The 21,336-nt window shown below is 61.0% G+C and carries 20 protein-coding genes; 9 read left to right on the forward strand and 11 right to left on the reverse strand.

All coding sequences use genetic code 11. From position 1 onward, the window contains the following. The first annotated feature begins 33 nt into the window (after positions 1-33). From hflX to bchJ, 3 genes are all read left to right on the forward strand, one after another. Positions 34-1,368: a GTPase HflX gene (gene hflX / locus IP85_RS02465; RefSeq protein ID WP_054148082.1), complete on the forward strand. Its 1,335-nt coding sequence runs from the start codon at positions 34-36 to the stop codon at positions 1,366-1,368. 83 nt (positions 1,369-1,451) lie between these two features. Beyond that, positions 1,452-3,077 (forward strand): magnesium-protoporphyrin IX monomethyl ester anaerobic oxidative cyclase, encoded by a 1,626-nt coding sequence (bchE, locus tag IP85_RS02470; RefSeq protein ID WP_054148083.1) that lies wholly within the window; start codon positions 1,452-1,454, stop codon positions 3,075-3,077. Further along, entirely contained in the window at positions 3,064-3,801 is a 738-nt protein-coding gene (gene bchJ, locus IP85_RS21835) for a bacteriochlorophyll 4-vinyl reductase (protein ID WP_082347558.1), read from the forward strand. The genes bchE and bchJ overlap by 14 nt, the downstream gene beginning before the upstream one ends. Here bchJ and IP85_RS02480 read toward each other — a convergent pair. Genes IP85_RS02480 through IP85_RS02490 form a run of 3 tightly spaced genes read right to left on the reverse strand, consistent with a single transcriptional unit; the run spans position 3,701 to position 6,366 of the window. Next, positions 3,701-4,918, reverse strand: coding sequence for an NAD(P)/FAD-dependent oxidoreductase (locus tag IP85_RS02480; protein ID WP_054148085.1), 1,218 nt, complete (start codon positions 4,916-4,918; stop codon positions 3,701-3,703). The two genes, bchJ and IP85_RS02480, sit on opposite strands and share 101 nt — an antisense overlap. 6 nt (positions 4,919-4,924) lie before the next feature. Next, positions 4,925-5,758 carry a nucleoside triphosphate pyrophosphohydrolase gene (mazG, locus tag IP85_RS02485; protein ID WP_054148086.1) on the reverse strand — a complete coding sequence of 278 codons (834 nt, stop codon included), beginning with the start codon at positions 5,756-5,758 and terminating at the stop codon, positions 4,925-4,927. A gap of 20 nt (positions 5,759-5,778) precedes the next feature. Next, positions 5,779-6,366: a nucleoside deaminase gene (locus tag IP85_RS02490; RefSeq protein WP_054148138.1), complete on the reverse strand. Its 588-nt coding sequence runs from the start codon at positions 6,364-6,366 to the stop codon at positions 5,779-5,781. Positions 6,367-6,634: 268 nt separating this feature from the next. Here IP85_RS02490 and cysG point away from each other — a divergent pair, with 268 nt between their 5' ends. From cysG to IP85_RS02515, 5 genes are all read left to right on the forward strand, one after another. After that, positions 6,635-8,077 (forward strand): siroheme synthase CysG, encoded by a 1,443-nt coding sequence (cysG, locus tag IP85_RS02495; RefSeq protein ID WP_054148087.1) that lies wholly within the window; start codon positions 6,635-6,637, stop codon positions 8,075-8,077. 1 nt (position 8,078) lies between these two features. Beyond that, positions 8,079-8,393, forward strand: a complete 315-nt coding sequence (locus IP85_RS02500) for a DUF2849 domain-containing protein (RefSeq protein ID WP_054148088.1) — start codon at positions 8,079-8,081, stop codon at positions 8,391-8,393. 15 nt (positions 8,394-8,408) lie between these two features. Continuing rightward, positions 8,409-10,082 carry a nitrite/sulfite reductase gene (locus IP85_RS02505; RefSeq protein ID WP_054148089.1) on the forward strand — a complete coding sequence of 558 codons (1,674 nt, stop codon included), beginning with the start codon at positions 8,409-8,411 and terminating at the stop codon, positions 10,080-10,082. A gap of 13 nt (positions 10,083-10,095) precedes the next feature. Continuing rightward, the gene (locus IP85_RS02510) at positions 10,096-10,608 is read left to right on the forward strand and encodes a DUF934 domain-containing protein (RefSeq protein WP_054148139.1); all 513 of its coding nucleotides are present in this window, start codon (positions 10,096-10,098) and stop codon (positions 10,606-10,608) included. 171 nt (positions 10,609-10,779) lie between these two features. Further along, positions 10,780-11,592, forward strand: a complete 813-nt coding sequence (locus IP85_RS02515; protein WP_054148090.1) for a ferredoxin--NADP reductase — start codon at positions 10,780-10,782, stop codon at positions 11,590-11,592. Positions 11,593-11,640: 48 nt separating this feature from the next. Here the strand turns inward: IP85_RS02515 and IP85_RS02520 are convergent, their stop codons facing one another. From IP85_RS02520 to IP85_RS02540, 5 genes are all read right to left on the reverse strand, one after another. Then, positions 11,641-12,417 carry a hypothetical protein gene (locus IP85_RS02520; RefSeq protein WP_054148091.1) on the reverse strand — a complete coding sequence of 259 codons (777 nt, stop codon included), beginning with the start codon at positions 12,415-12,417 and terminating at the stop codon, positions 11,641-11,643. Positions 12,418-12,714: 297 nt separating this feature from the next. After that, positions 12,715-13,734 (reverse strand): betaine--homocysteine S-methyltransferase, encoded by a 1,020-nt coding sequence (gene bmt / locus IP85_RS02525; protein WP_054148140.1) that lies wholly within the window; start codon positions 13,732-13,734, stop codon positions 12,715-12,717. Positions 13,735-13,858: 124 nt separating this feature from the next. Then, the gene (locus IP85_RS02530) at positions 13,859-14,911 is read right to left on the reverse strand and encodes a glycine betaine/L-proline ABC transporter ATP-binding protein (protein WP_054148092.1); all 1,053 of its coding nucleotides are present in this window, start codon (positions 14,909-14,911) and stop codon (positions 13,859-13,861) included. Then, a complete protein-coding gene (locus tag IP85_RS02535; RefSeq protein WP_054148093.1) occupies positions 14,904-15,818 on the reverse strand; it encodes a proline/glycine betaine ABC transporter permease in 915 nt (304 codons plus the stop codon). The genes IP85_RS02530 and IP85_RS02535 overlap by 8 nt, the downstream gene beginning before the upstream one ends. 220 nt (positions 15,819-16,038) lie before the next feature. Beyond that, a complete protein-coding gene (locus IP85_RS02540; RefSeq protein WP_054148094.1) occupies positions 16,039-17,037 on the reverse strand; it encodes an ABC transporter substrate-binding protein in 999 nt (332 codons plus the stop codon). 998 nt (positions 17,038-18,035) lie between these two features. Between IP85_RS02540 and IP85_RS02545 the strand changes: the two genes are divergently transcribed. Next, positions 18,036-19,490: a cobyric acid synthase gene (locus IP85_RS02545; RefSeq protein ID WP_054148095.1), complete on the forward strand. Its 1,455-nt coding sequence runs from the start codon at positions 18,036-18,038 to the stop codon at positions 19,488-19,490. A 42-nt stretch (positions 19,491-19,532) separates the two neighbouring features. On the opposite strand, the gene IP85_RS22605 is transcribed toward IP85_RS02545, so the two are convergent. From IP85_RS22605 to IP85_RS02550, 3 genes are all read right to left on the reverse strand, one after another. Next, positions 19,533-19,658, reverse strand: a complete 126-nt coding sequence (locus IP85_RS22605; RefSeq protein ID WP_256367281.1) for a hypothetical protein — start codon at positions 19,656-19,658, stop codon at positions 19,533-19,535. 136 nt (positions 19,659-19,794) lie between these two features. Further along, complete coding sequence (locus IP85_RS22610; RefSeq protein WP_280949597.1) at positions 19,795-19,917, reverse strand: hypothetical protein; 123 nt, start codon at positions 19,915-19,917, stop codon at positions 19,795-19,797. Positions 19,918-20,687: 770 nt separating this feature from the next. Beyond that, positions 20,688-21,335 carry a carbon monoxide dehydrogenase subunit G gene (locus tag IP85_RS02550; protein WP_054148096.1) on the reverse strand — a complete coding sequence of 216 codons (648 nt, stop codon included), beginning with the start codon at positions 21,333-21,335 and terminating at the stop codon, positions 20,688-20,690. Between the last annotated feature and the right edge of the window lies 1 nt (position 21,336).

Consider the following 21,336-nt stretch of genomic DNA (forward strand, 5'->3'; position numbering starts at 1 on the left):
ATCATCCCGGAGGACGAAAAGCGCCGGGATGACATGCGGGCGCTCGTGCTCGTGCCCGTCCTGAAGCAGGCGAAGGCGCAAGCACTGCCTGAAGGGGCCCCGCCGGCCCCGAGCCGGTCCAACGAAGCACGTCTCGAAGAGGCGATCGGCCTTGCCCGTGCCATCGACCTCACCATCGTTCAGGGTCTGATTGTTCAGGTCAACCAGCCGCGCCCGGCAACGCTGATGGGATCTGGCAAGATCGCCGAAGTGAAGGCACTGCTCGACGAGTTCGACGCGGGTCTCGTCATCGTCGATCATCCGCTCACCCCGGTTCAGCAACGCAATCTCGAAAAGGAATGGGGCGCCAAGGTCATCGACCGTACGGGCCTGATTCTTGAGATCTTCGGCCGCCGCGCCTCCACCAAGGAAGGCACGCTGCAGGTCGAGCTCGCCCATCTGAATTACCAGAAGGGCCGTCTGGTCCGTTCCTGGACCCACCTTGAACGCCAGCGCGGTGGTGCTGGCTTCATGGGTGGTCCGGGTGAAACCCAGATCGAAGCCGACCGCCGCCAGCTGCAGGACAAGATCATCAAGCTTGAGCGCGAGCTCGAACAGGTGGTCCGGACCCGCCAGCTGCACCGCGCCAAGCGCCGCAAGGTGCCGCATCCGATCGTGGCACTTGTCGGCTACACCAATGCCGGCAAGTCGACGCTGTTCAACCGCATCACCGGTGCGGGCGTGCTCGCCGAAGACATGCTTTTTGCCACGCTCGATCCGACGCTCCGCCGGATGAAGCTGCCGCATGGCCGCACCGTGATCATGTCTGATACCGTCGGCTTCATCTCCGACCTGCCGACCCACCTCGTCGCCGCCTTCCGCGCGACGCTGGAAGAAGTGCTGGAAGCCGATCTGGTCCTGCATGTCCGCGACATGTCGGACCCTGACAACGGCGCCCAGTCTGCCGATGTCCTGCGCATTCTCGACGACCTCGGCATCGACGAGAAGGAACGCGCCGAGCGCATCCTTGAAGTCTGGAACAAGATCGACCGCCTCGATCCCGAGAACCACGACGGAATCCTTCAAAAGGCGGCCGGCCGCGAAAACGTCCTGCCCGTCTCTGCCATCAGCGGGGAGGGCGTCGACACCCTTCTCGACGTGATCTCGCAGCGCCTCTCCGGCGTCCTGACCGAGGCGACGATCACCATTCCCGCCGACAAGCACGCGGTGATCTCCTGGCTTTATGAAAACGCCGTCGTCAGCGACCGGGAGGACCATGAAGACGGCTCCGTAAGCCTCGACGTACGCCTGACCGACCGCCAGGCCCAGGAACTCGAACGCAAGCTCGGGGCCCAGAAGCCAACCGAAAAAGAAGATTGGGAGCGCTGAGCCCCCTCTCAACCCATTGATCCAGGTCAACAGATCGCCTCGCCACATGTGTCAACTTTTGTTTACACACATGGGAGGTGGTCATGCGCGTCGTCTTCATTCATCCGAACTATCATTCCGGCGGCGCCGAGATTGCCGGCAACTGGCCACCCGCCTGGGTCGCCTATCTCGGCGGGGCGCTGAAGTCCGCGGGCTTCACTGACATCCACTTCCTCGATGCCATGACCAACGACATGACCGAAGACCGGCTGCGTGACGAATTGCGCCGCCTTCAGCCGGATTTGATCGGCTGCACCGCGATCACCCCGTCGATCTACATGGCTGAGCGCTGCCTCGAGATCGCAAAAGAGGTCTGCCCCAAGGCGCTCCGGGTTCTCGGCGGCATCCATGCCACCTTCATGTACCAGCAGGTCTTGACCGAGGCGCCCTATATCGACGTCATCGTCCGTGGCGAGGGCGAGGAGATCATCGTCGAACTTGCCCGCGCCTTTGCCGCCGGCAACTGGAAGGAGGCGAGGGCAGGGATCAAGGGCCTCGCCTATGTCACCGACGACGGCAAGATGATCGCGACGCCAGCGGCTCCCACCGTCAAGAACTTCGATGCCGTCGAGCCGGACTGGACGCTGCTCGAATGGGAAAAATACATCTATGTGCCGCTCGGCGTGCGCGTCGCGATCCCGAACATGGCGCGCGGCTGCCCCTTCACCTGCTCGTTCTGCTCGCAGTGGAAGTTCTGGCGCGACTACCGCATCCGCGATCCGAAGAAGGTGGTCGACGAGATCGAAAAGCTGGTCAACGACCATCAGGTCGGCTTCTTCATCCTCGCCGACGAGGAACCCACCATCAATCGCAAGAAGTTCATCGCCTTCTGCGAAGAGCTAATTGCCCGCGGCCTGCCGGACAAGGTGAAATGGGGCATCAACACCCGCGTGACCGATATCATCCGCGACGAGGAATATTTGGCCCTCTATCGCAAGGCCGGCCTCGTGCATGTCTCGCTCGGCACGGAAGCCGCCGCGCAGCTTAAGCTCGACCGCTTCAACAAGGAAACCAAGGTCGCCGAGAACAAGAAGGCGATCCGTCTTCTCCGCGAAGCCGATATTTTCACCGAGGCGCAGTTCATCGTTGGCCTGGAAAACGAGACGGCGGAGACGCTGGAAGAGACCTATCGCATGGCGCGCGACTGGAACCCGGATCTCGCCAACTGGGCGATGTATACGCCCTGGCCCTTCTCGCCGCTTTTCCAGGAACTCGGCGACAAGGTCGAGATCTTCGACTTCTCGAAATACAATTTCGTAACACCGATCATGAAGCCGGATGCCATGGACCGCGCAGAACTGCTCGACCGCGTCATGAACAACTACCGACGCTTCTACATGATCAAGGCGCTCTTTCATTACCCCTGGCGCGGCAAGGGCTTTCGGCGGCGCTATCTTCTCGGCTGTCTCAAGGCCTTCATGAAAGCCGGCTTCGAACGAAAATTCTACGATCTCGGCAAGCACAATTACTGGGGGCCACAATCCAAGGATAAGGTCGATTTCGGCTTCGACATGACCCGCAAGATTTCACCGGCCCAGATCGACGATTGGCAGGCGGCCTCCGACAGAGCAAGCCAGCTGCGCGCACGCAAGGCTGGGGCGGCGGAAGAGGCGCGCACCCCGGTCTTGGCCTGTGGCGGAGGGCCGGAGAGCCACGATGCCCACGTCTGACAGCAGCTTGGCGCGACTGTACAACGACGATGTCGCAGATGATGTCCCAGAAGCCAGGCCGCCAGCCCGGATCGGGCCGAACAGCCTGATCCAGACGGGACAGGCGCTATCGGCGCTGTTTGGCGAAGAAACGGCCCGCCAGATCTTTGATCGCGCGGGCATCGGCCATCGTTACGCCGATCCACCCGGCACGATGCTGGATGAACGCGAGCCGCAGCGCCTCTTCGCCGTACTCTGCGACACCTTGTCGGATCAGGACGCCACCCGCGTCCTGGCGGAAGCGGGACACCGTACCGGCCACTATCTGCTGGCCCATCGCATCCCGAAACCGGCCCGCCGCCTGTTGCCGCACTTGCCGGCCGCCGTCTCGGCTCGCTTGCTTGTCCGTGCTATCTCGGCCCATGCCTGGACCTTTGCCGGGAGCGGCCGGTTCTCAGGTGAGGTCCGTGGCTGGCGCCAACCGGTCGTGCAGCTAGCAATCCAGGAAAACCCGCTGGCGACGCCCGGCTGCCCCTGGCATGGCGCCGTCTTCGAACGGCTCTTCGCCACCTTGACCGCAACCCAAGTCTCGGTCCTGCATCCTCGCTGCCAAGCCAAGGGCAATGACTGTTGCGAATGGACGATTACGAGTGCGACCGGGCCTCTGCGTCGCGCCCGAATGTCTCGGAGAGCCGCAGCCGACCGACGGGGTCGAGAAGATCGCCCGTCACAAGCGTCGAGATGATGGATCGCACGCCCGGCAAAGTCGTCACTGGCGCGATCAGATGATCCCGCAAGGCAGGCAGCAGGCGGCTGTCCGATTGGTAGAAGGGCGTCAGCACCCGACTGAGGAACTGGTAGCTCCGCACATGCATCTGCCTTTGCCGCAGATGCCGTGCGATCGCCGCTTCGACGTCCTCTGCATCAACCAGTGCGGAGGTGAGCGATGCAGCGTCAAGCAGCGCCATGTTCGCGCCCTGGCCGAGCTGTGGGCTTGTCGCATGCCAGGCATCACCGATCCTCACGACATGCCGCCCGATCATCGGCGGGCGCGTCTGGTGACGATAGCGGGCATGAACCGGCTCCGCGACGGCAGCGAGCGGAAGCGCAGCGGGCCAGAGCTTGGCCACCGCCTCCAGCCAAGCGTCGCGTCCAGCCTTGACCCATTCGGGATGGTCAGCCGTTCGCAGGCTCCAGAAGAAGGTCGCCATGGCGGGCGCCCCTTCGCGGGCGGTCCCGACCGGCAGTACACCTGCCATCAGCGAGGCACGGTCGTAGCGCTGTTCGAGCAGGTTCTCTTGGAATGGCCCGCCATCGGGGAAGGGCACCGTGGCCCAGAGTGCGCCATAACTGAGTTCGCTATCCGGGCGACTGCCGATCGGGGAATTGGCACCCATGGCATCGATCACAAGATCTGCCGGCAATGAACGCGCACCGTCCTGAAAGACAAGGCGGGGAGGTGGCCCCAGCTCAACGCCGCGGACCCGCGCCGATGCCTCGAAAGTCACGCCGGCCGCGCGCGCCGCCTCAAACAAGGTGTCGAACAGCGCCACCCGCTGGACAGCGATCCCGAACTCGCCCGACCGGTAGCGCACGTCGAGCACCGGCTTGCCGCCGTCTTTCAAGCGTCCGACCATCCGGTCGATGCGTCGCCCGCGTGCGGCGACTATATCGAGAAGCCCCATGGCCGCAAGAATCTGAGCCCCCGTCGGCTGCAGCACGAAACCGGAGCCAACTGGACGGGGCGCATCCATCTGGTCGTAAAGTGTCACGGAGGCGCCGAACCGGGCGAGCATGGTGCCGAGCGCCAATCCCCCGACGCCAGCACCTGCAATGGCAACATCAAGTCCCGTGAGCTTCATGCTGGTTCAACCAATTTGCCGCTGGATGCCTTTTGCCGCCTGCCACAGCTCTTCCATCCGTTCGAGCGGAGCTGCTTCCAGCGTCTCGCCTGATGCATGAAGAGATGTTTCTATATAGCTGAAACGATTACGAAACTTCGTATTCGTCCCACGCAGGGCCTGTTCCGGTTCTGCCCCCACATGCCGACCGATATTGACCAATGCGAAAATCAGGTCGCCGAGTTCGTCCTTGACCTTGTCCGGCTCGTTCCCGGCCAGCGCCTCGCGCAATTCGCCGATCTCCTCCTCGATCTTGTCGAGGATGGGGGCAGCCTCCGACCAGTCGAAGCCGACCTTGGCTGCCCGCTCCTGCAGTTTCAATGCCTCTGTCAGCGCAGGAAAGGAGCGCTGCACCGAGCCGAGATAGCCGGTGTCGGGATCGGCAGCCGATCCACGGGCAGCGCGGCGTGCGAGCCGTTCCGCCTTCTCCTGTTGCTTGATCGTGTCCCACTGCGCCTTCACGGCTTCCGGCGTATCGGCATCCGAGCGGGCGAAGACATGCGGATGACGACGGATCATCTTTCGGCTGATCGCCTCGACCACGTCGCCGAAGGAGAACAGACCCTGTTCCTCCGCGATCCGCGCATGAAAGACCACCTGCAGCAAGAGATCGCCCAGCTCCTCGCAGAGATCATCCGGATCCTTGCGCTCGATGGCATCCGCCACCTCATAGGCCTCCTCGATCGTATAGGGCTTGATCGTCTCGAAGGTCTGGACGATGTCCCAGGGGCAGCCCGTCTCGGGCTGGCGCAGCGCCGCCATGATCTCAAGCAGGCGGTTGATGTCGGTGGAGGCTTCCATTGTAATCCCGTATGGCTCGCTCAGTTGAGCGGAATGTCATTGTCGCCCTTGGACGACTGGTAGGTTTCCGACAACAGGTCATATTCCGCCTTGATGCGGCTCACCTGTTCAAAAAGGGCAGGGCGATCGGCATCGCTGGCGGAGGCCACCATTTCGATCATCGCATGGCTTAGCCAGAAGGCGTTCTGCCGCCGATAGCCACCGGGTTCGAGGCCGAAAACCTCCTTCAGGATCTTCAGATCATGCGGGATGGCAAAGGCGTCGCGGCTGTCTTCATGGCTGAAGAAATAGTAGAAATTGTCGAAGCCGGCCCAGGTGATCGCCGACATGCACATCGTGCAGGGTTCATGGGTCGAGAGAAAGATCAGGTCCTTGGTATCAGGCCGCTCGCCCTGTTCGTAAAAGCGTTTGAGCGTATGCACCTCGCCGTGCCAGAGCGGGTTCTCGAGTTCATTGTTGGTCTCGGCGAGAACGAGAGACAGGTCCGACTTCCTGAGGATCGCGGCGCCGAAAACCTTGTTGCCGGCTGCAACACCTTTGGCCGTCAGCGGCAGGATGTCATGTTCGATCACGTCGAGAAGGCGACGGGTGAGCTCCGGTGTGGTCAAGGTGATACGCTCCGCAATGTTGTGCAATGCGATCCTAGCGCTTGCCGAGCGCCAGCCGAAAGGGAAATGATGCGCTGAGTTCGGTTTTTCCCGCCATTTGCTAGAGGTCGACGGGATCGCGATGGAGTGTGTGCAAGCCGGTGCATTTTGCTCGCAAGGGCTGGGGGACTAGGACAGAAATACCGCAGAGTGGGGGCGAAGGGATTCCTGTTTCTTCAATTCTTAAGGCCAAAACGCGATGATGCGTTCGACGTTGAACGGATGATTCATGGTGCAGCAGGACAAACAGCTTTCGGTCTTTCCGGCCTTCTTCAAGGTCGAGAATGAGGTTACCGCCGTTTTCGGAAACGGCGACGAGGCCTATGCGAAGGCACGCCTGCTGAAAAACACCGAAGCACGCATCATCGCCTATGCCGATGCCCCGGAAGATGACTACGCTGCCTTTCTCGCCCAGCACGGCATCGAACAGGTGGCTTTGCCCTTCGAGCCCTCGCAGGTTGACGGTGCGCGCCTGGTTTTTGCTGCAACGGGTGAGGGTTCTCTCGACCGCGAGATCGTGGCCGCCGCCCGCGCTGCCCGCATTCCCGCCAATGCCGTCGACCAGCCCGACTACTGCGATTTCTATACGCCCGCCCTCGTCAACCGCGCACCAATTGCGGTCGCCATCGGCACCGAAGGCGTAGGCCCGGTTCTCGCGCAAATGATCCGTGCCGACATCGACCGTCTCCTGCCGCGTTCGCTTGGCAAGCTCGGTCGCCTCGCCAATTCCTATCGGCGCGCCGTCGATCGCCTCGTGCCGCGCGGTGCGCCGCGCCGGCTGTTCTGGCGCGATTTCTTCAAGGGCAAGGTCGCCGACCACGTCGAATCCGACGAGATCAGCCTCGCCCGCCGCGAGGCGACACGTATTCTGAAGGGTGTCGCTGCCGACCGCGTCGAGGGCCGCGTGTTTCTCGTCGGTGCAGGCCCGGGTGCCGAAGATCTGCTGACGCTCCGCGCTCATCGCCTGATGATGGAATGCGACGTGATCGTCTACGATGCGCTGGTGCCGCGCGAAGTGGTCGATATGGGCCGCCGCGACGCTGAGCGCATTCCCGTAGGCAAGCGTAAGGGCTGTCATTCGAAGTCGCAGAGCGAAATCAACGCGCTGCTGGTCGAACTCGGCCATGCCGGCAAGCGTGTCGTCCGCCTGAAGTCCGGCGATCCGCTGGTCTTCGGTCGTGCCGGAGAAGAGATGGCAGCACTTCGCGACGCCGGCATCGCCTACGAGATCGTGCCGGGCGTTACCTCGGCACTCGCCGCCGCCGCTGATTTCGAACTGCCGCTGACGCTGCGCGGCGTGTCCTCGTCGCTGGTTTTCACGACCGGCCATGATCTTCAGGGCAATGTGCTGCCGGATTGGGCGCGTCTCGCGCTGTCCGGCGCGACCGTTGCCGTCTATATGGGTCGCACAGTGGCGGCCTCGGTCGCCGAACGGCTGATGGCAGGCGGGCTCGCTGAGGACACGACGGTCGCCGTCGTCGAAAATGCTGGACGCCGCGACAGCCGCCTGCTGCATGGCACATTGAAGGAATTGCCAGGCCTGGAGGCTCGCACCGAGCTCACCGGTCCGGTCATGGTCATCATCGGCGACGCCGTCGCCGGCGCCGATTTCAGCCGCTCCGAACCTTTGGGCGCGCGCGTGACGGCTGAACTGGAAACGCAGAGGAATTGACATGGTAGACAAGGTTCTGACCGCAAACCGCCTGACCGACGGCATCGCCGTCTGGCTCGACGCAAATGGCCAGTGGACCGAGCGTCTGCAGGAAGCCTTCATTGCCCGCCATGCCGAGGCTGTCGAAGCGCTGGAAACCGCCGGCAAGCAGGCCTTTGCCAGCAATCTCGTTGTCGATGTGAACGTCATCGAGATCGAGGAGAAAGACGGCAAGCTGCGCCCCTTGCGCCTGCGGGAACGTATCCGGGCGGAAGGCCCGACCATTGCTTATGCCGAGGGTCACGGTTATGCCGACCCGGCATTCATCGCGGCTTGAGGCCTGAGGTAAGACATGTATCGTTATGACGAATTCGACCACGCTTTTGTGTCGGCCCGCGTAGAACAGTTCCGCGACCAGGTCGCTCGCCGCCTGTCGGGTGAGCTTGCCGAAGACGCATTCAAGCCGCTGCGCCTGATGAACGGCGTCTATCTCCAGCTGCATGCCTATATGCTGCGCGTCGCCATTCCCTATGGCACGCTGAATTCCAGGCAGATGCGCATGCTGGCGCATATCGCCCGCAAGTACGACCGCGGCTATGGTCACTTCACCACCCGCCAGAACATCCAGTACAACTGGCCGAAGCTCTCGGACACGCCGGCCATTCTGGAGGATCTCGCAAGCGTCGAGATGCACGCCATCCAGACGTCCGGCAATTGCATTCGCAATGTGACCGCCGACCATTTCGCTGGTGCTGCCGCCGACGAAGTCGCCGACCCGCGCCCCTATGCCGAGATCCTGCGCCAGTGGTCCTCGCTGCATCCGGAATTCTCCTTCCTGCCGCGCAAGTTCAAGATCGCCGTGACGGGTGCCGAAAAGGACCGTGCCGCGATCCAGGTGCATGACATCGGCCTGCATCTGAAGAAGAACGAAGCCGGCGAACTCGGCTTTGCCGTCTATGTTGGCGGTGGCCAGGGCCGCACGCCGCTGATCGCCAAGAAGATCCGCGACTTCCTGCCGGAGGCCGATCTTCTGACCTACATCACCGCGATCGTGCGCGTGTATAACCTGCATGGCCGCCGCGACAACAAGTACAAGGCGCGCATCAAGATCCTGGTCCACGAGACGGGCGTCGAGGAACTGACGCGTCAGGTTGATGCCGAATTCGACCAGATCCGTGACGGCGAATTGAAGCTGCCGGAAGGCGATATCCGCGCCATCGAAACCTATTTCGCCCCGCCGGCGCTGACAGAGCGTCCGGATGGCTGGGAAGCACTCGCCCGTGCCCAGAAGGCGGATCCGGCCTTTGCCGCCTGGGTCAAGCAGAACGTTCAGGCGCATCGCCATCCCGATTATGGCATGGTCACGATCTCGTTGAAGCCGATCGGCGGCACGCCGGGTGATGCCTCCGACTCACAGATGGATCTGGTCGCCGACCTCGCCGAGCGTTACGCCTTCGATGAGATCCGCGTCAGCCACGAGCAGAACCTGATCCTGCCGCATGTCGCCAAGGGCGATCTCTATCCGCTCTATCAGGCACTGGAAAAGGCCGGCCTGGCGACCGCCAATTCCAACCTGATCACCGACATGATCGCCTGTCCGGGCTTGGACTATTGCGCGCTCGCCAATGCGCGCTCCATCCCTGTCGCCCAGGCGATCTCGGAACGCTTCGGTTCCCAGGCCCGCCAGGAAGAGATCGGCGAACTGAAGATCAAGATCTCCGGCTGCATCAATGCCTGCGGCCACCACCATGTCGGCCATATCGGCCTGCTGGGTGTCGAGAAGAAGGGTGCCGAACTCTACCAGATCACGCTGGGTGGTTCCGGTGACGAGAACTCCTCGATCGGCGAGATCATCGGTCGCGGTTTCGAGCCGGAAAAGGTAACCGACGCCGTCGAGACGATCGTCGATACCTATCTCGGCCTGCGCCTCGATCCGAAGGAGACCTTCCTCGAAGCCTATCGTCGTGTTGGTCCGAAGCCGTTCAAGGACGCGCTCTATGGCGCAGCCCCAGTTGAAGCCGCGTGAGACGGAACGAGAGATGACCAAGATCTGGAAAGAAACCGGTTTCGTTGTTGGCGATAGCTGGGTGACCGAAACGGAAGAGCGCAAGGCAGGCGAGGGGGAGAAGGCCATTCTATCGCTGGAAGCCTTCGTCGAAGCCGCTGGCGAAACCAACGACGTCGGCCTCGGCGTGCTGATCGCACCGGCGGACGACGTGACGAAGCTCGAGCCGTATCTAGACCGCATCGCGCTGATCGCCGTCGCCTTCCCGGCCTTCAACGACGGTCGAGGCTTCAGCCATGCAACGCTGCTCCGCGAACGTCTGGGTTATACCGGCGAGTTGCGCGCCGTCGGTGATGTGCTGATCGACCAGGTGCCGCTGATGCTGCGCACCGGCTTCGACAGTTTCGCAGTCACCAATCCGGTCGCCCAGCGCCGTCTGGCCGAAAACTGTCTCACGGGCGTTGCCCAGCGTTACCAGCCGACGGCTCGGGATTCCGAGGAAGTTGGCGGCTTCAGCTGGCGTCGCCTCGGCTCCACCGGCGCCTGAGACATCAATAAATCGCAATGTGAGGGCGGCGAATTGACCTCGGTCAAGGATGCCGCCTTCGCTTTCCTGGATATCTCGGCTGCGAAATCTGCATGCCGGCTGAATTGTGGAATGGGACGGTCTGGATTATAGGCTTGATCCCAATCGACTGAACGATAGGACCGACAGCCTATGAATGCTCCTGTGAAGACCGACAATGCCGAACTGATCGTGCCCGAGGGCGTCTATGCCGAAACGGTTCTGAGCGTTACCCATTACACCGACCATCTTTTCCGCTTCCGCATGACCCGGCCGGCCGGCTTCCGCTTCCGCTCCGGCGAGTTTGCGATGATCGGCCTGATGGTCGAGGGCAAGCCGATCTACCGCGCCTATTCGATCGCAAGCCCTTCCTGGGACGAGGAACTCGAATTCTTCTCGATCAAGGTGCCGAACGGTCCGCTCACCCAGCACCTGCAGCGCATCCAGCCGGGTGACAAGGTGCTGATGCGCAAGAAGCCGACCGGCACGCTGGTGCTCGATGCTCTGACACCCGGCAAGCGCCTCTACATGTTTTCGACCGGCACCGGCATCGCACCCTTTGCGAGCCTGATCCGCGATCCTGAGACCTACGAGAAGTTCGAGGAAGTGATCCTCACCCATACCTGCCGCGACGTCGCCGAACTGAAATACGGCTTCGACCTCATCGAGGAAATCAAGAACCACGAATTCCTGGCAGAGGTGGTCGGCGACAAGCTGAAGCACTACGCAACGGTCACCCGCGAAGACTACCCCTTCAAGGGCCGCATCACCGACCTGATCGAAAACGGCAAGATGTTCTCCGACCTCGGCGTGCCGGCACTTGATCCCGCAATCGATCGCGGCATGATCTGCGGCTCGACTGCCATGCTCAAGGACACCAAGGAACTCCTGGAAAAGGCGGGCCTCACCGAAGGTGCCAACAACAAGCCGGCGGAATTCGTCATCGAACGCGCCTTCGTTGGCTGATTGAAAACGCAGTTCCGACTGGATGCCCGGCCATTGCGCCGGGCGTTTTCATTTTTGCAGGTTAACAGTCGATCTTTGGCCGTTCGCCAATTCAAGTTTGACTGTGCCATCGCCGGCCGGACTCATTCGTTGGATGGGTGAGGGGACCGGCCATTCCGCGGCTATTTTGGCGCGTCCTTGGCGAAAGGAAACTGCGACCAACCGCGTCCTGTCCAGCGAGGGCAGAACGATCTCCATGCTGCCGTCGCCGTCCAGGTCTGCAACATTCGAGAGGTCCAGATCCCGACTACCATTGATGTGGTTTGTCACACCGTCAATGCCGCCCAGATTGACCAGCCCTTTGCCCTCGATGCGATAGAAGCGCAGCGATCCGCTCAGATGGGGCGTGACAACTGCGGCGATGAGCGGCTCGCCTGAGCCGCTGAAGTCGGCAATGCCGACGGGATTGAGCCAGCGGTTCCTCTGGCCGATAGGCTCACTTTCCGCCATCAACTCGATCTCGTCTCCCTTGATTGTGTATAGGGCAAGGGACGCGCCCTGTGTCAGATCGGCCCGAATGATCAAGGCCTCCGGACTGCCATCGCCATCCACATCGGTCAGCCGAACACGCCGATCTTCATAGACCTGATCCGCCGGTAGCCGATGGGAGAGAGGCGATCCGTCTCGCTCGATGACGAAGCCTTCCGCCTCAATGGCGTCCCCCAGAGCCGCATGGCGATAGATATCTGTCGGACCAACCAGCCATGCGGAATAGCTGCCAAAGCGGGTTATCTCACCATCCGGCAGTCTGCTCATATCTTGGGCGGAAACGAAGCCTGCAGTCATGCTGACTGCGAGCCAAGTCAAAAGGCCTGATTTTCGCACAGTGATGTCTCCTTGATGCAAAGCCGAAGCCTTGAGGACCCGTCCAATAGCCGGACTGTGTCGAAGGGCGCTCGAAGTTACATCTCACGTTTAGGTGACGCGCGGGATGGCGATCTCGAATGTCTGTTTGGCTGCCTCGGCGCCATCAGCCCCAACTCTTCGTCATCTGCGGCTTCGTCGGCCGATCCCCTCGGCTTACCGTGGAAACAGAAAGGGCGCCCTGTGGCGCCCTTTTCCATTTGCGTTCGTTTGGCTGTCTCAGTTGCCGCGACGGCGGGGGCGACGGCTGCTTTCCTGCGCGCCGCTCTCGTCTGCGGTCTTGTTGCGCAGCGGCCCGATGCGATCGACGATGACGTCGAGCGTCGGGCGCGGGCCGGGCGTATAGTCGTCAAGCGCCTTGCGCATGGCGGCGAGATGATCGCAGGAAGTCCCGCAGCAGCCACCGATAATCTTCGCGCCGGCATCGCGGGCGAGGCGTGCATAATCCGCCATCAGCGGCGGCGTGCCCGAATAGAAGATCTCGGTTCCCCTGAATTCCGGAATGCCGCAATTGCCCTTGACGATGACAGTCGCCTCCGGATTGGCCCCGGTCATGTCGAGCAGGCTCTGCAGGATGTCGGAGGCGCCGACGCCACAATTGGCGCCGACAGCCAGCGGACCGGTCCCGATGTCGGGCGCAACACCATGAATGTCCTTCGGGTGAAGACCCATCATCGTCTTGCCGGCCGTGTCGAACGATCCGGTAAAGGTATAGGGCATGCCGACCTTGACGGCGGCCTCGGCAGCCGCGCGGATTTCGTCCGCCGAGGACATGGTCTCGATCCAGGCAACGTCGGCACCGCCCGCTTTCAGGCCTTCCATCTGCTCGACAAAGGCAGCAACAGCTTCCTCGTAAGACATCGCACCGAGTGGGATCAGCAACTCGCCGGTCGGGCCGACAGAGCCGGCGACGATCACCTTGCGCGGTGCCTTGTCGGCAACCGAACGAGCGATCTCTGCGGCCTTCTTGTTCAGTTCATGAACGCGGTCCTGGGCATGGTGCAGCTTCAGGCGATGGCGCGTGCCGCCGAAGGAATTGGTCAGGATGATGTCGGCGCCGGCATCGACGAAATCCTGATGCAGCTTGACGATCTTTTCCGGCTGCGCCTCGTTCCAGAGTTCCGGCGCCTCACCGGCCTCGAGGCCCTGAGCGAAGAGGTTGGTGCCGGTCGCGCCGTCGGCGAGCAACACGCCCTTTTCGGCCAGAAGTTCGGAGAGCGGATTGGAAGGGGTTGCCATGGCGGATCCTTTGATTGACATGCCAATCATATAAAGAAGTCTTTATATGGTTTCAATCTCGAAAAAGAGAGCGGCCCCGCGAGAGACGGGGCCGTATTGTAGAAGACATCGATTGGTATCGTCGCTATTCGGCGGCGATCTGGTTGTCTTCGTGACTCTTCGGCGTGACCATGGCGGCAATGATCTGCTGGAGATCGACGCGTCCGATTGGCGTGCCGCCGTCGTTGGTGACCACTGCGCTCGATTGCCGCGCATCCGTCATGGTGCGGGCTGCAGCCTCCAAGACCGTTGCGCCCGGCATCGCGAGACCTTCGGCAGTCCCGGTCAGAGGCCCCATGATCGTGTCGAGACGGATGACACGGCCGCGGTTCACTTCCTTGACGAAGGCCGAGATGTAGTCGTCGGCCGGCTGCAACACGATGTCCTGGCCGGAACCCTGCTGAATGACCTCGCCATCCCTCAGGATCGCGATCTTGTCACCGAGACGCAGCGCCTCGTCGAGATCGTGGGTGATGAAGACGACAGTCTTTTTCAATTCCTGCTGCAGATCGAGCAGAACCGTCTGCATATCGACGCGGATGAGCGGATCGAGAGCCGAATAGGCTTCGTCCATCAGCAGAATGTCAGCATCGTTGGAGAGCGCCCGGGCAAGCCCCACACGCTGCTGCATGCCACCCGAGAGTTGGTTCGGATAATGCCCCTCGAAGCCCGAGAGCCCGACGCGGTCGATCCAGCGGCGACCGATCTCCTCGCTCTTTGAGCGTGGAATGCCCTGGATGTCGAGACCATAGACGGTGTTTTCGAGCACGGTGCGGTGTGGCAGCAGTGCGAATTTCTGGAACACCATCGCCGTCTTGTGGCGGCGAAACTCTCTAAGCTCCAGCGGGTTCATCTGACAGACGTCGACGCCGTCATAGAGAACTTCGCCCGACGTCGGCTCGATCAGCCGGTTGATGTGGCGGATCAGTGTCGACTTGCCGGAGCCCGACAGGCCCATGACGACGGTGATGCCGCCGCCGGGCATCTCGATGTTGATATCCTTGAGGCCAAGCACATGTCCGTGGGTCTCATTAAGCTCCGACTTCGACATGCCGGCCTTCACCTGGTCGATGAAGGCACCGCCATTGGGGCCGAAGATCTTGTAGAGATTGCGGATTTCGATGTCGTGACTAGCCATGGACCACCTCCGTGTGGCGCTGAAGGCGCTTGCCGTAAGCCTGGCTGGCGCGGTCGAAGATGATGGCGATGGCAACGAGCGCAAAACCGTTGAGGAACCCGATCGTCAGGAACTGGTTGGAGATCGCCTGCAGCACGTTCTTGCCGAGCCCGCCGACACCGATCATCGAGGCGACGACGACCATGGCGAGCGACATCATGATGGTCTGGTTGATGCCGGCCATGACGGTCGGCAGCGCGAGCGGGATCTGCACGTTCATCAGTTTCTGCCGCGGTGAGGACCCGAAAGCATCTGCCGCTTCCAGCACTTCGCGATCGACCAGTCGGATGCCGAGATTGGTCAGGCGGATCATCGGCGGAACGGCATAGATGACAACGGCGATGACGCCCGGAACCTTGCCGATGCCGAAGACCATGACGACCGGAATGAGGTAGACGAAACTCGGCATCGTCTGCATGACGTCAAGGATCGGATTGATGATGGATTGGGCTCTGTCTGACCGCGCCATAAGGATCCCCAGCGGGATGCCGATGATAATGGCGAGCAGAGTGGACACGGTGACGATGGCCAATGTGATCATCGTATCTTCCCAGAGACCGACGAAGCCGATGAACAGCATGCCGATGATCGTCAAACCTACGATCCGCATGTTGCGGCTGGCGTAATACACAATCAGGACCATGACCGCCAGAAAGATGAACCAGGGCGTGCTGACGAACAGCGCTTCAAGCCAGTTCAGGAAGAGCTGTAGTGGATGGGTCACCGCGTCGATGACATTGCCATAGGCACGCACGAAGCCCTTGAAACTGTCGTCGATACTTTTTCGCGCGACGCGCATGACGGTATCGTCGATTTCTGGAAACCTGCACAGCACTTCGGGCAGGTAGTTACATAAAGTCGAAGCCATCTCGTTCCCCTTGTCGACCCTCGCACTTTATGACGTGTGAAACGCTGCGATGGGCCCCTGACGGCGATGCCATATTCCCGAGTGAGAGGCTAATTGAGTTCCGGAAGGGAATTCATGCCGTCTGCGACGTCGGGAGTCGTTGAATGGCGTGATGCGGCATGCCGCTTCGCAGAAAGCGCGGCGGGCACCAGGGCCCGCCGCAGTTAGTCGTCGATCTTGCTTACAGAGACGCCTTGACCTTTTCGGCGACCTCAGGGGCGACCCAGGTCGTCCACATGTCCGGATAGGTTTCGAGGAAGTGCTTGGCGCCGTCTTCGTTGGTGCCCTGGTTTTCTTCCATCCAGGCGAGAACCTTGCCGACGGTCGCGTTGTCCCATTTGCGGGTCTTCACGTAATCCATGGCAACGCCTGCCTTTTCGGCAAAGCCCTTGGTGACGACGGTGTAGACGTCGGAAACCGGATAGGCATTTACCTTCGGATCAGCGCAGTCTGGAACGGCGGTGCACGCATCCCAGGAGGCCTTGTCATGTTCAACGCCGAAGGAGAGCTTCACCATCTCGTACTTGCCGAGAATTGCGGTCGGAGCCCAGTAATAACCGAGCCAGCCCTTCTTGTTTTCGAAAGCGTTGGCGATCGAGCCGTCAAGGCCGGCAGCCGAGCCGGTATCAACCAGCTCGAAACCCTTCTCCTTGGCGCCGAGTGCACGATAGAGATTGGCGGTCGAGACCTGGCAGTTCCAACCCGAGGGGCAGTTGGTCACTGCAGCCTTGGATGCATCTTCCGGCGCCGGGAAAAGCTCCGGACGGGCAAGCGCATCTTCGACAGTCTTGATGTCCGGATTGGCATCGGCGATGAACTTCGGAATCCACCAGCCTTCCACGCCGCCATCCGACAGCAACGGAGCGGCCTGGATCAGACGACCTTCGGCAATGGCTTCGTCAAGCGCGGTACGCACGGCATTGACCCAGAATTCCGGAGCCATGTCCGGCTGGCCTTTTTCATTCATGGAGGCGAACGTCGGCATCGTGTCGCCGGTGACGACCGTCACCGAGCAGCCATAGCCGCTTTCTAGGATGATCTTGTCGACATAGGCGGCGACACCGGCCGACGCCCAGTTCATTTCGGCAATCGAAACATCACCGCATTCGGCAGCCTGGGCAGAGCCGGCAACTGCGTAGAGACCCGCGGCGAGAATGGTGGAAGCAATCAGCTTCTTCATGGAGTTAAGACCTCCCAGTCTTATCTTGCAGCGTTCATCGGGAAGGGCAGGGGCGGCTACTGCGGACCGCGCTGCCAATTTTGTCTTCATGCGCATGAGCGCCCGGACGCGTCTGGCCGGTGCGTCATCCAGTGGACCAGGCCTTGTCTTAAGGGGCGTTGTTGCCCGTCGACCTCGTGTCACGACACTAAGCCTACGTCTTTGGTTTCGAAAATCAACCTCTCGCGACCCCTGTGATCAGCGGCGGCAGCGGCGCCAAGCTATTGTTGCGACTGATTTTGCCGCATTTCGGCCTCGGCGCGAGGTCAATGCGCCCAACGGACGAGCAGTTGTGTCGGGCGGAACAGAAGCGTGGTTTGGCTGCAATCCAACGTGAGACCTAACTTGTCCCAACTGCGTCAATATGACAGGCGCGAAGGCGCGCGCGTGCAGGCACAAAAAAAATTGAAAAAATGTCGCCCGCGGCGGCGGGCTAACGATCCGGTAACATCTACAGCGGTAGATGAGAGGGCCGACGCGTTACTGTCGGTTGCGCCCCGGATCGAGTATTGCGTCCCGGGGCGTTTTGTTTTTCAGGCTCGACCGATAGTCAGAGTGACTTCGCAAAAGGTGCAGTCACCGATCGGCCGCCTGCTGAGAATCAACCCTTGCGAAACGAGATCGGATTGCGCACTTCCCAGCGTGCGATGGTCTTGTGCTGCGGCGCACGGCCGTTCCAGGCGATAGCCAGGCTATTGCGGTTCTGCAGGATGTAGAGCATGGGTGTTTCCTAGATTGCCGCGCTCTTGAGGGCGCTGGTTTCGAGCCGCAGATAATCACTGCGAAGTCTCCGCACCAGCGCGCAAACCGTCATTGAATGTCGCAAATGATCAACTGCTGAGCTATCGGCCGCGACAGGCTGCCGCAGTGTCGCATTTGCATCAACTTTGCCGGCGAGATCGCTGCAAGATCATGAAAAATAGGCAGACAATGCCGCGGCGGAAACGGGACAGGACACGATGACACGAGCGATCATGTTGCAGGGGACAGGATCGGATGTCGGAAAGACGATACTTGTGGCCGGACTGTGCCGTCTGGCTGCGAACAGGGGGCTCAAGGTGGCGCCCTTCAAGCCGCAAAACATGTCCAACAACGCAGCCGTCTCCGATGACGGCGGGGAGATCGGCCGTGCGCAATGGCTCCAGGCGCTCGCCGCCCGCACGCCGTCATCCGTTCACATGAATCCTGTTCTGCTCAAGCCCCAGAGCGAAACTGGCAGCCAGATCATCGTCCAGGGCAAGGTCTTCGGCCAGGCCAAGGGTCGTGACTACCAACGGCTGAAACCGCAGCTTTTGGGCGCCGTCCTTGAAAGTTTTGAAACTGTCTGTGCGGGTAAGGACCTCGTCATCGTCGAAGGCGCCGGCTCGCCCGCCGAAATCAACCTAAGGGCGGGCGATATTGCCAATATGGGCTTTGCCACCCGCGCCGGCGTGCCTGTAGTGCTTGTCGGAGACATCGATCGGGGAGGGGTGATCGCCTCCCTCGTGGGCACGCATACGATACTGCCGGACGAGGATCGCGCCCAGATCATCGGCTACATCATCAACAAGTTCCGTGGTGACGTCACGCTGTTCGACGACGGTCTTTCGGCGATAGGCACCTTTACCGGCTGGCCCTGCTTCGGCGTCATCCCCTGGCTGAAGGCCGCCGCGCGCCTGCCGGCAGAGGATTCCGTCGTCCTGGAACGCCTGGTCAAGGGCACCGGCGGCGCCTTGAAGGTCGCCGTGCCCGTCCTGTCGCGCATTGCCAATTTCGACGATCTCGATCCGCTCGCAGCCGAACCGGAGGTCGATCTCGTTTATGTCCGCGCAGGCGAACCCTTGCCTGTCGATGCTGGTCTGGTGGTCCTGCCTGGCTCCAAGTCCACGATCGCTGATCTGGAGGAACTACGTAGCCACGGCTGGGACCGGGATCTTGCAATGCATGTCAGGCGCGGCGGACGCGTGATCGGAATTTGTGGCGGCTATCAGATTCTGGGTCGCAGCATTGCCGATCCCCTCGGCCTCGAAGGCGCGCCACGCACAGTTGACGGACTTGGCCTGCTCGACGTCGAAACCGTGATGGCGCCGGAAAAAACGGTCCGCAACAGCGAGGCCCACTCTCTCGAACACGACGTCGCTCTCGCGGGTTACGAGATCCATCTCGGGGTGACACAAGGACCGGATACGCTACGAGCCCCGATTCGCATCGACGGACGGGCTGACGGTGCGGGCTCCGCCGATCGGCGCGTTATCGGAACCTACCTGCACGGGCTGTTCTCGAGCGACGCCTATAGACGCAAGCTTCTCGAGAGTTTCGGGGTTCATGGCGGCGGAACGAACTATCGGGCGAGTGTCGACGCGGCCTTGGACGATCTGGCGACGGAGTTGGAAACACGCCTGTCGCGTGAATGGCTGGATGGCCTTCTAGGCTGACGGGGCGGCGCATTCTGAGCCGCCGGATGAACGGTTGTGCAATCAGGTTTCCTGCGACACATCCATCGGCGATGCCATCAGTTCGCCGCCGCCGAGCGAATTGTTCGCATATTTTAAGGCGAGTATGCTGAGCACCGAGGCGATCAGCAGGATGAAAATGTATCTCATGGTCTTTGCTCCTGCCTGGCGATCCTCAACGAGATTGCGGCAAAACCGGTTCCTCTGAGGCCGCTTTCAAGCTGGAAATACATCGAAAGACAGCAGGCTGTGGTCGAAAAGCCACAACCCCGGTCGTCTGAGAAGATCAACCTGCGGAAACATCGGTCGCAGATGCCGTCAACCGTCCGCCACCGAGGGATTGCTCGGAACATTTGATCGCCAGGATGCTGAACACCGCCGCGATCATCAGGGCCACCGTCACACGCATGAAACCAATCCTGCCAACCTGCCTTGATCCAGAATAGGACACGGGCGTTGGTGATCGGCTAAATCAATGATTACAATCTGATCGATCTTGCGGAAAAAACAGAGCTCCACCCTGGCGCGGCACGCGAAATCCTTGCGGGCAGGTCCGGAGGGCAACCGCCGTAGGGCGTACTTCAGGTTCGGGGGAGGGCACCGTGGATCCGGCGCGAGCGATCACGGAAGTCTTCGGTATGGACATTTGTGTTTCGTGGCGGACCGGGTGTCTGCCTACCGTTGAGTCTCGATCGATCTACTTTTGGCTCGTATCGTATTGAACGCACAACACAAAATGTAAATTTTGCCATCTTCCACACTCAATTTCGTCGCATGTCTTCGCGCCGAATTTCAGTGGTTGTGGCGGGCCAAATGGCGGGCTAGGCCGGATGCATGCGATGCGAAATGAAGTGATTTTTTGATGTTGGGCGACGCCAAGGCCAGGCGGTTGAAACCGGACGACAAGCCAGTATCGGATGGAACGATCACAGGTCTCTAATCTGGTTCCCGCAGGCAAAGTCGGGACTGGAAATCTCATTTGCGTGCTGTTCACGCACACCTGCACTGTATTCCTGAAACGCTTGTGATCTGGGACCAGAGCCGCAAGGCATCGTGAATCGGAACAGCTTGGTGGATGTGAACGCCTCAAAAGCAATATGGACGAAAACCAGATTCTTGGGAGAAATGCCTCAAGTTTTCCTGCGCACCGCTTACACGCAACGAAAGGACTGCAGGTGTTCAGAGCAACCCTGGCTGCTCTGAACAGATCGAGGACATCATCATGTCTTCTCCCATAGCCGAATGATCGCCGGCGATGCAGCATAGGCCCGGCGTGAGGGCGAGAATGAGGAAGGCTGTGGTGCTGGTACCGAGGATGCGGCTCATCCACCCCTTGCTGGCCTTCTCTTCAGAAGGTTCTTCGACAGCAAGCGGCTCTACGACAGCCGGTTCGCCGACAACCGCGCCGAATTTCTCAAAGAAGTCGCCCGCCAGTTTCTTCGCCGTGCTGTCGATGAGCCGGCTGCCCATCTGCGCCAGCTTGCCGCCAATTTCGGCTTTCACGACATAGTGCAGAATTGTTGCATCGCCATCCGGTTCGAGCGTGACATTGGCGCCCCCCTTGGCAAAACCGGCCATGCCGCCTGACCCCTCTCCAGAGATCGTATAGCCATTCGGCGGATCCAGATCGGACAGGGTGACAGTGCCGGCAAAGCTCGCCTTGACCGGGCCGATGCGCAGCGTCACCTTGGCGACCATCTCGGTTTCGGACGTCTTTTCGATGGATTCGCAGCCGGGTATGCACTGGCGCAAGATGTCCACATCGTTCAGAGCCGCATAGACGGCTTCGCGCGACGCTTCTATGCGTTGTGATCCGTTCATGTCCATG

The organism is Rhizobium sp. AAP116, assembly GCF_001295785.1.
GTDB lineage: Bacteria > Pseudomonadota > Alphaproteobacteria > Rhizobiales > Rhizobiaceae > Allorhizobium.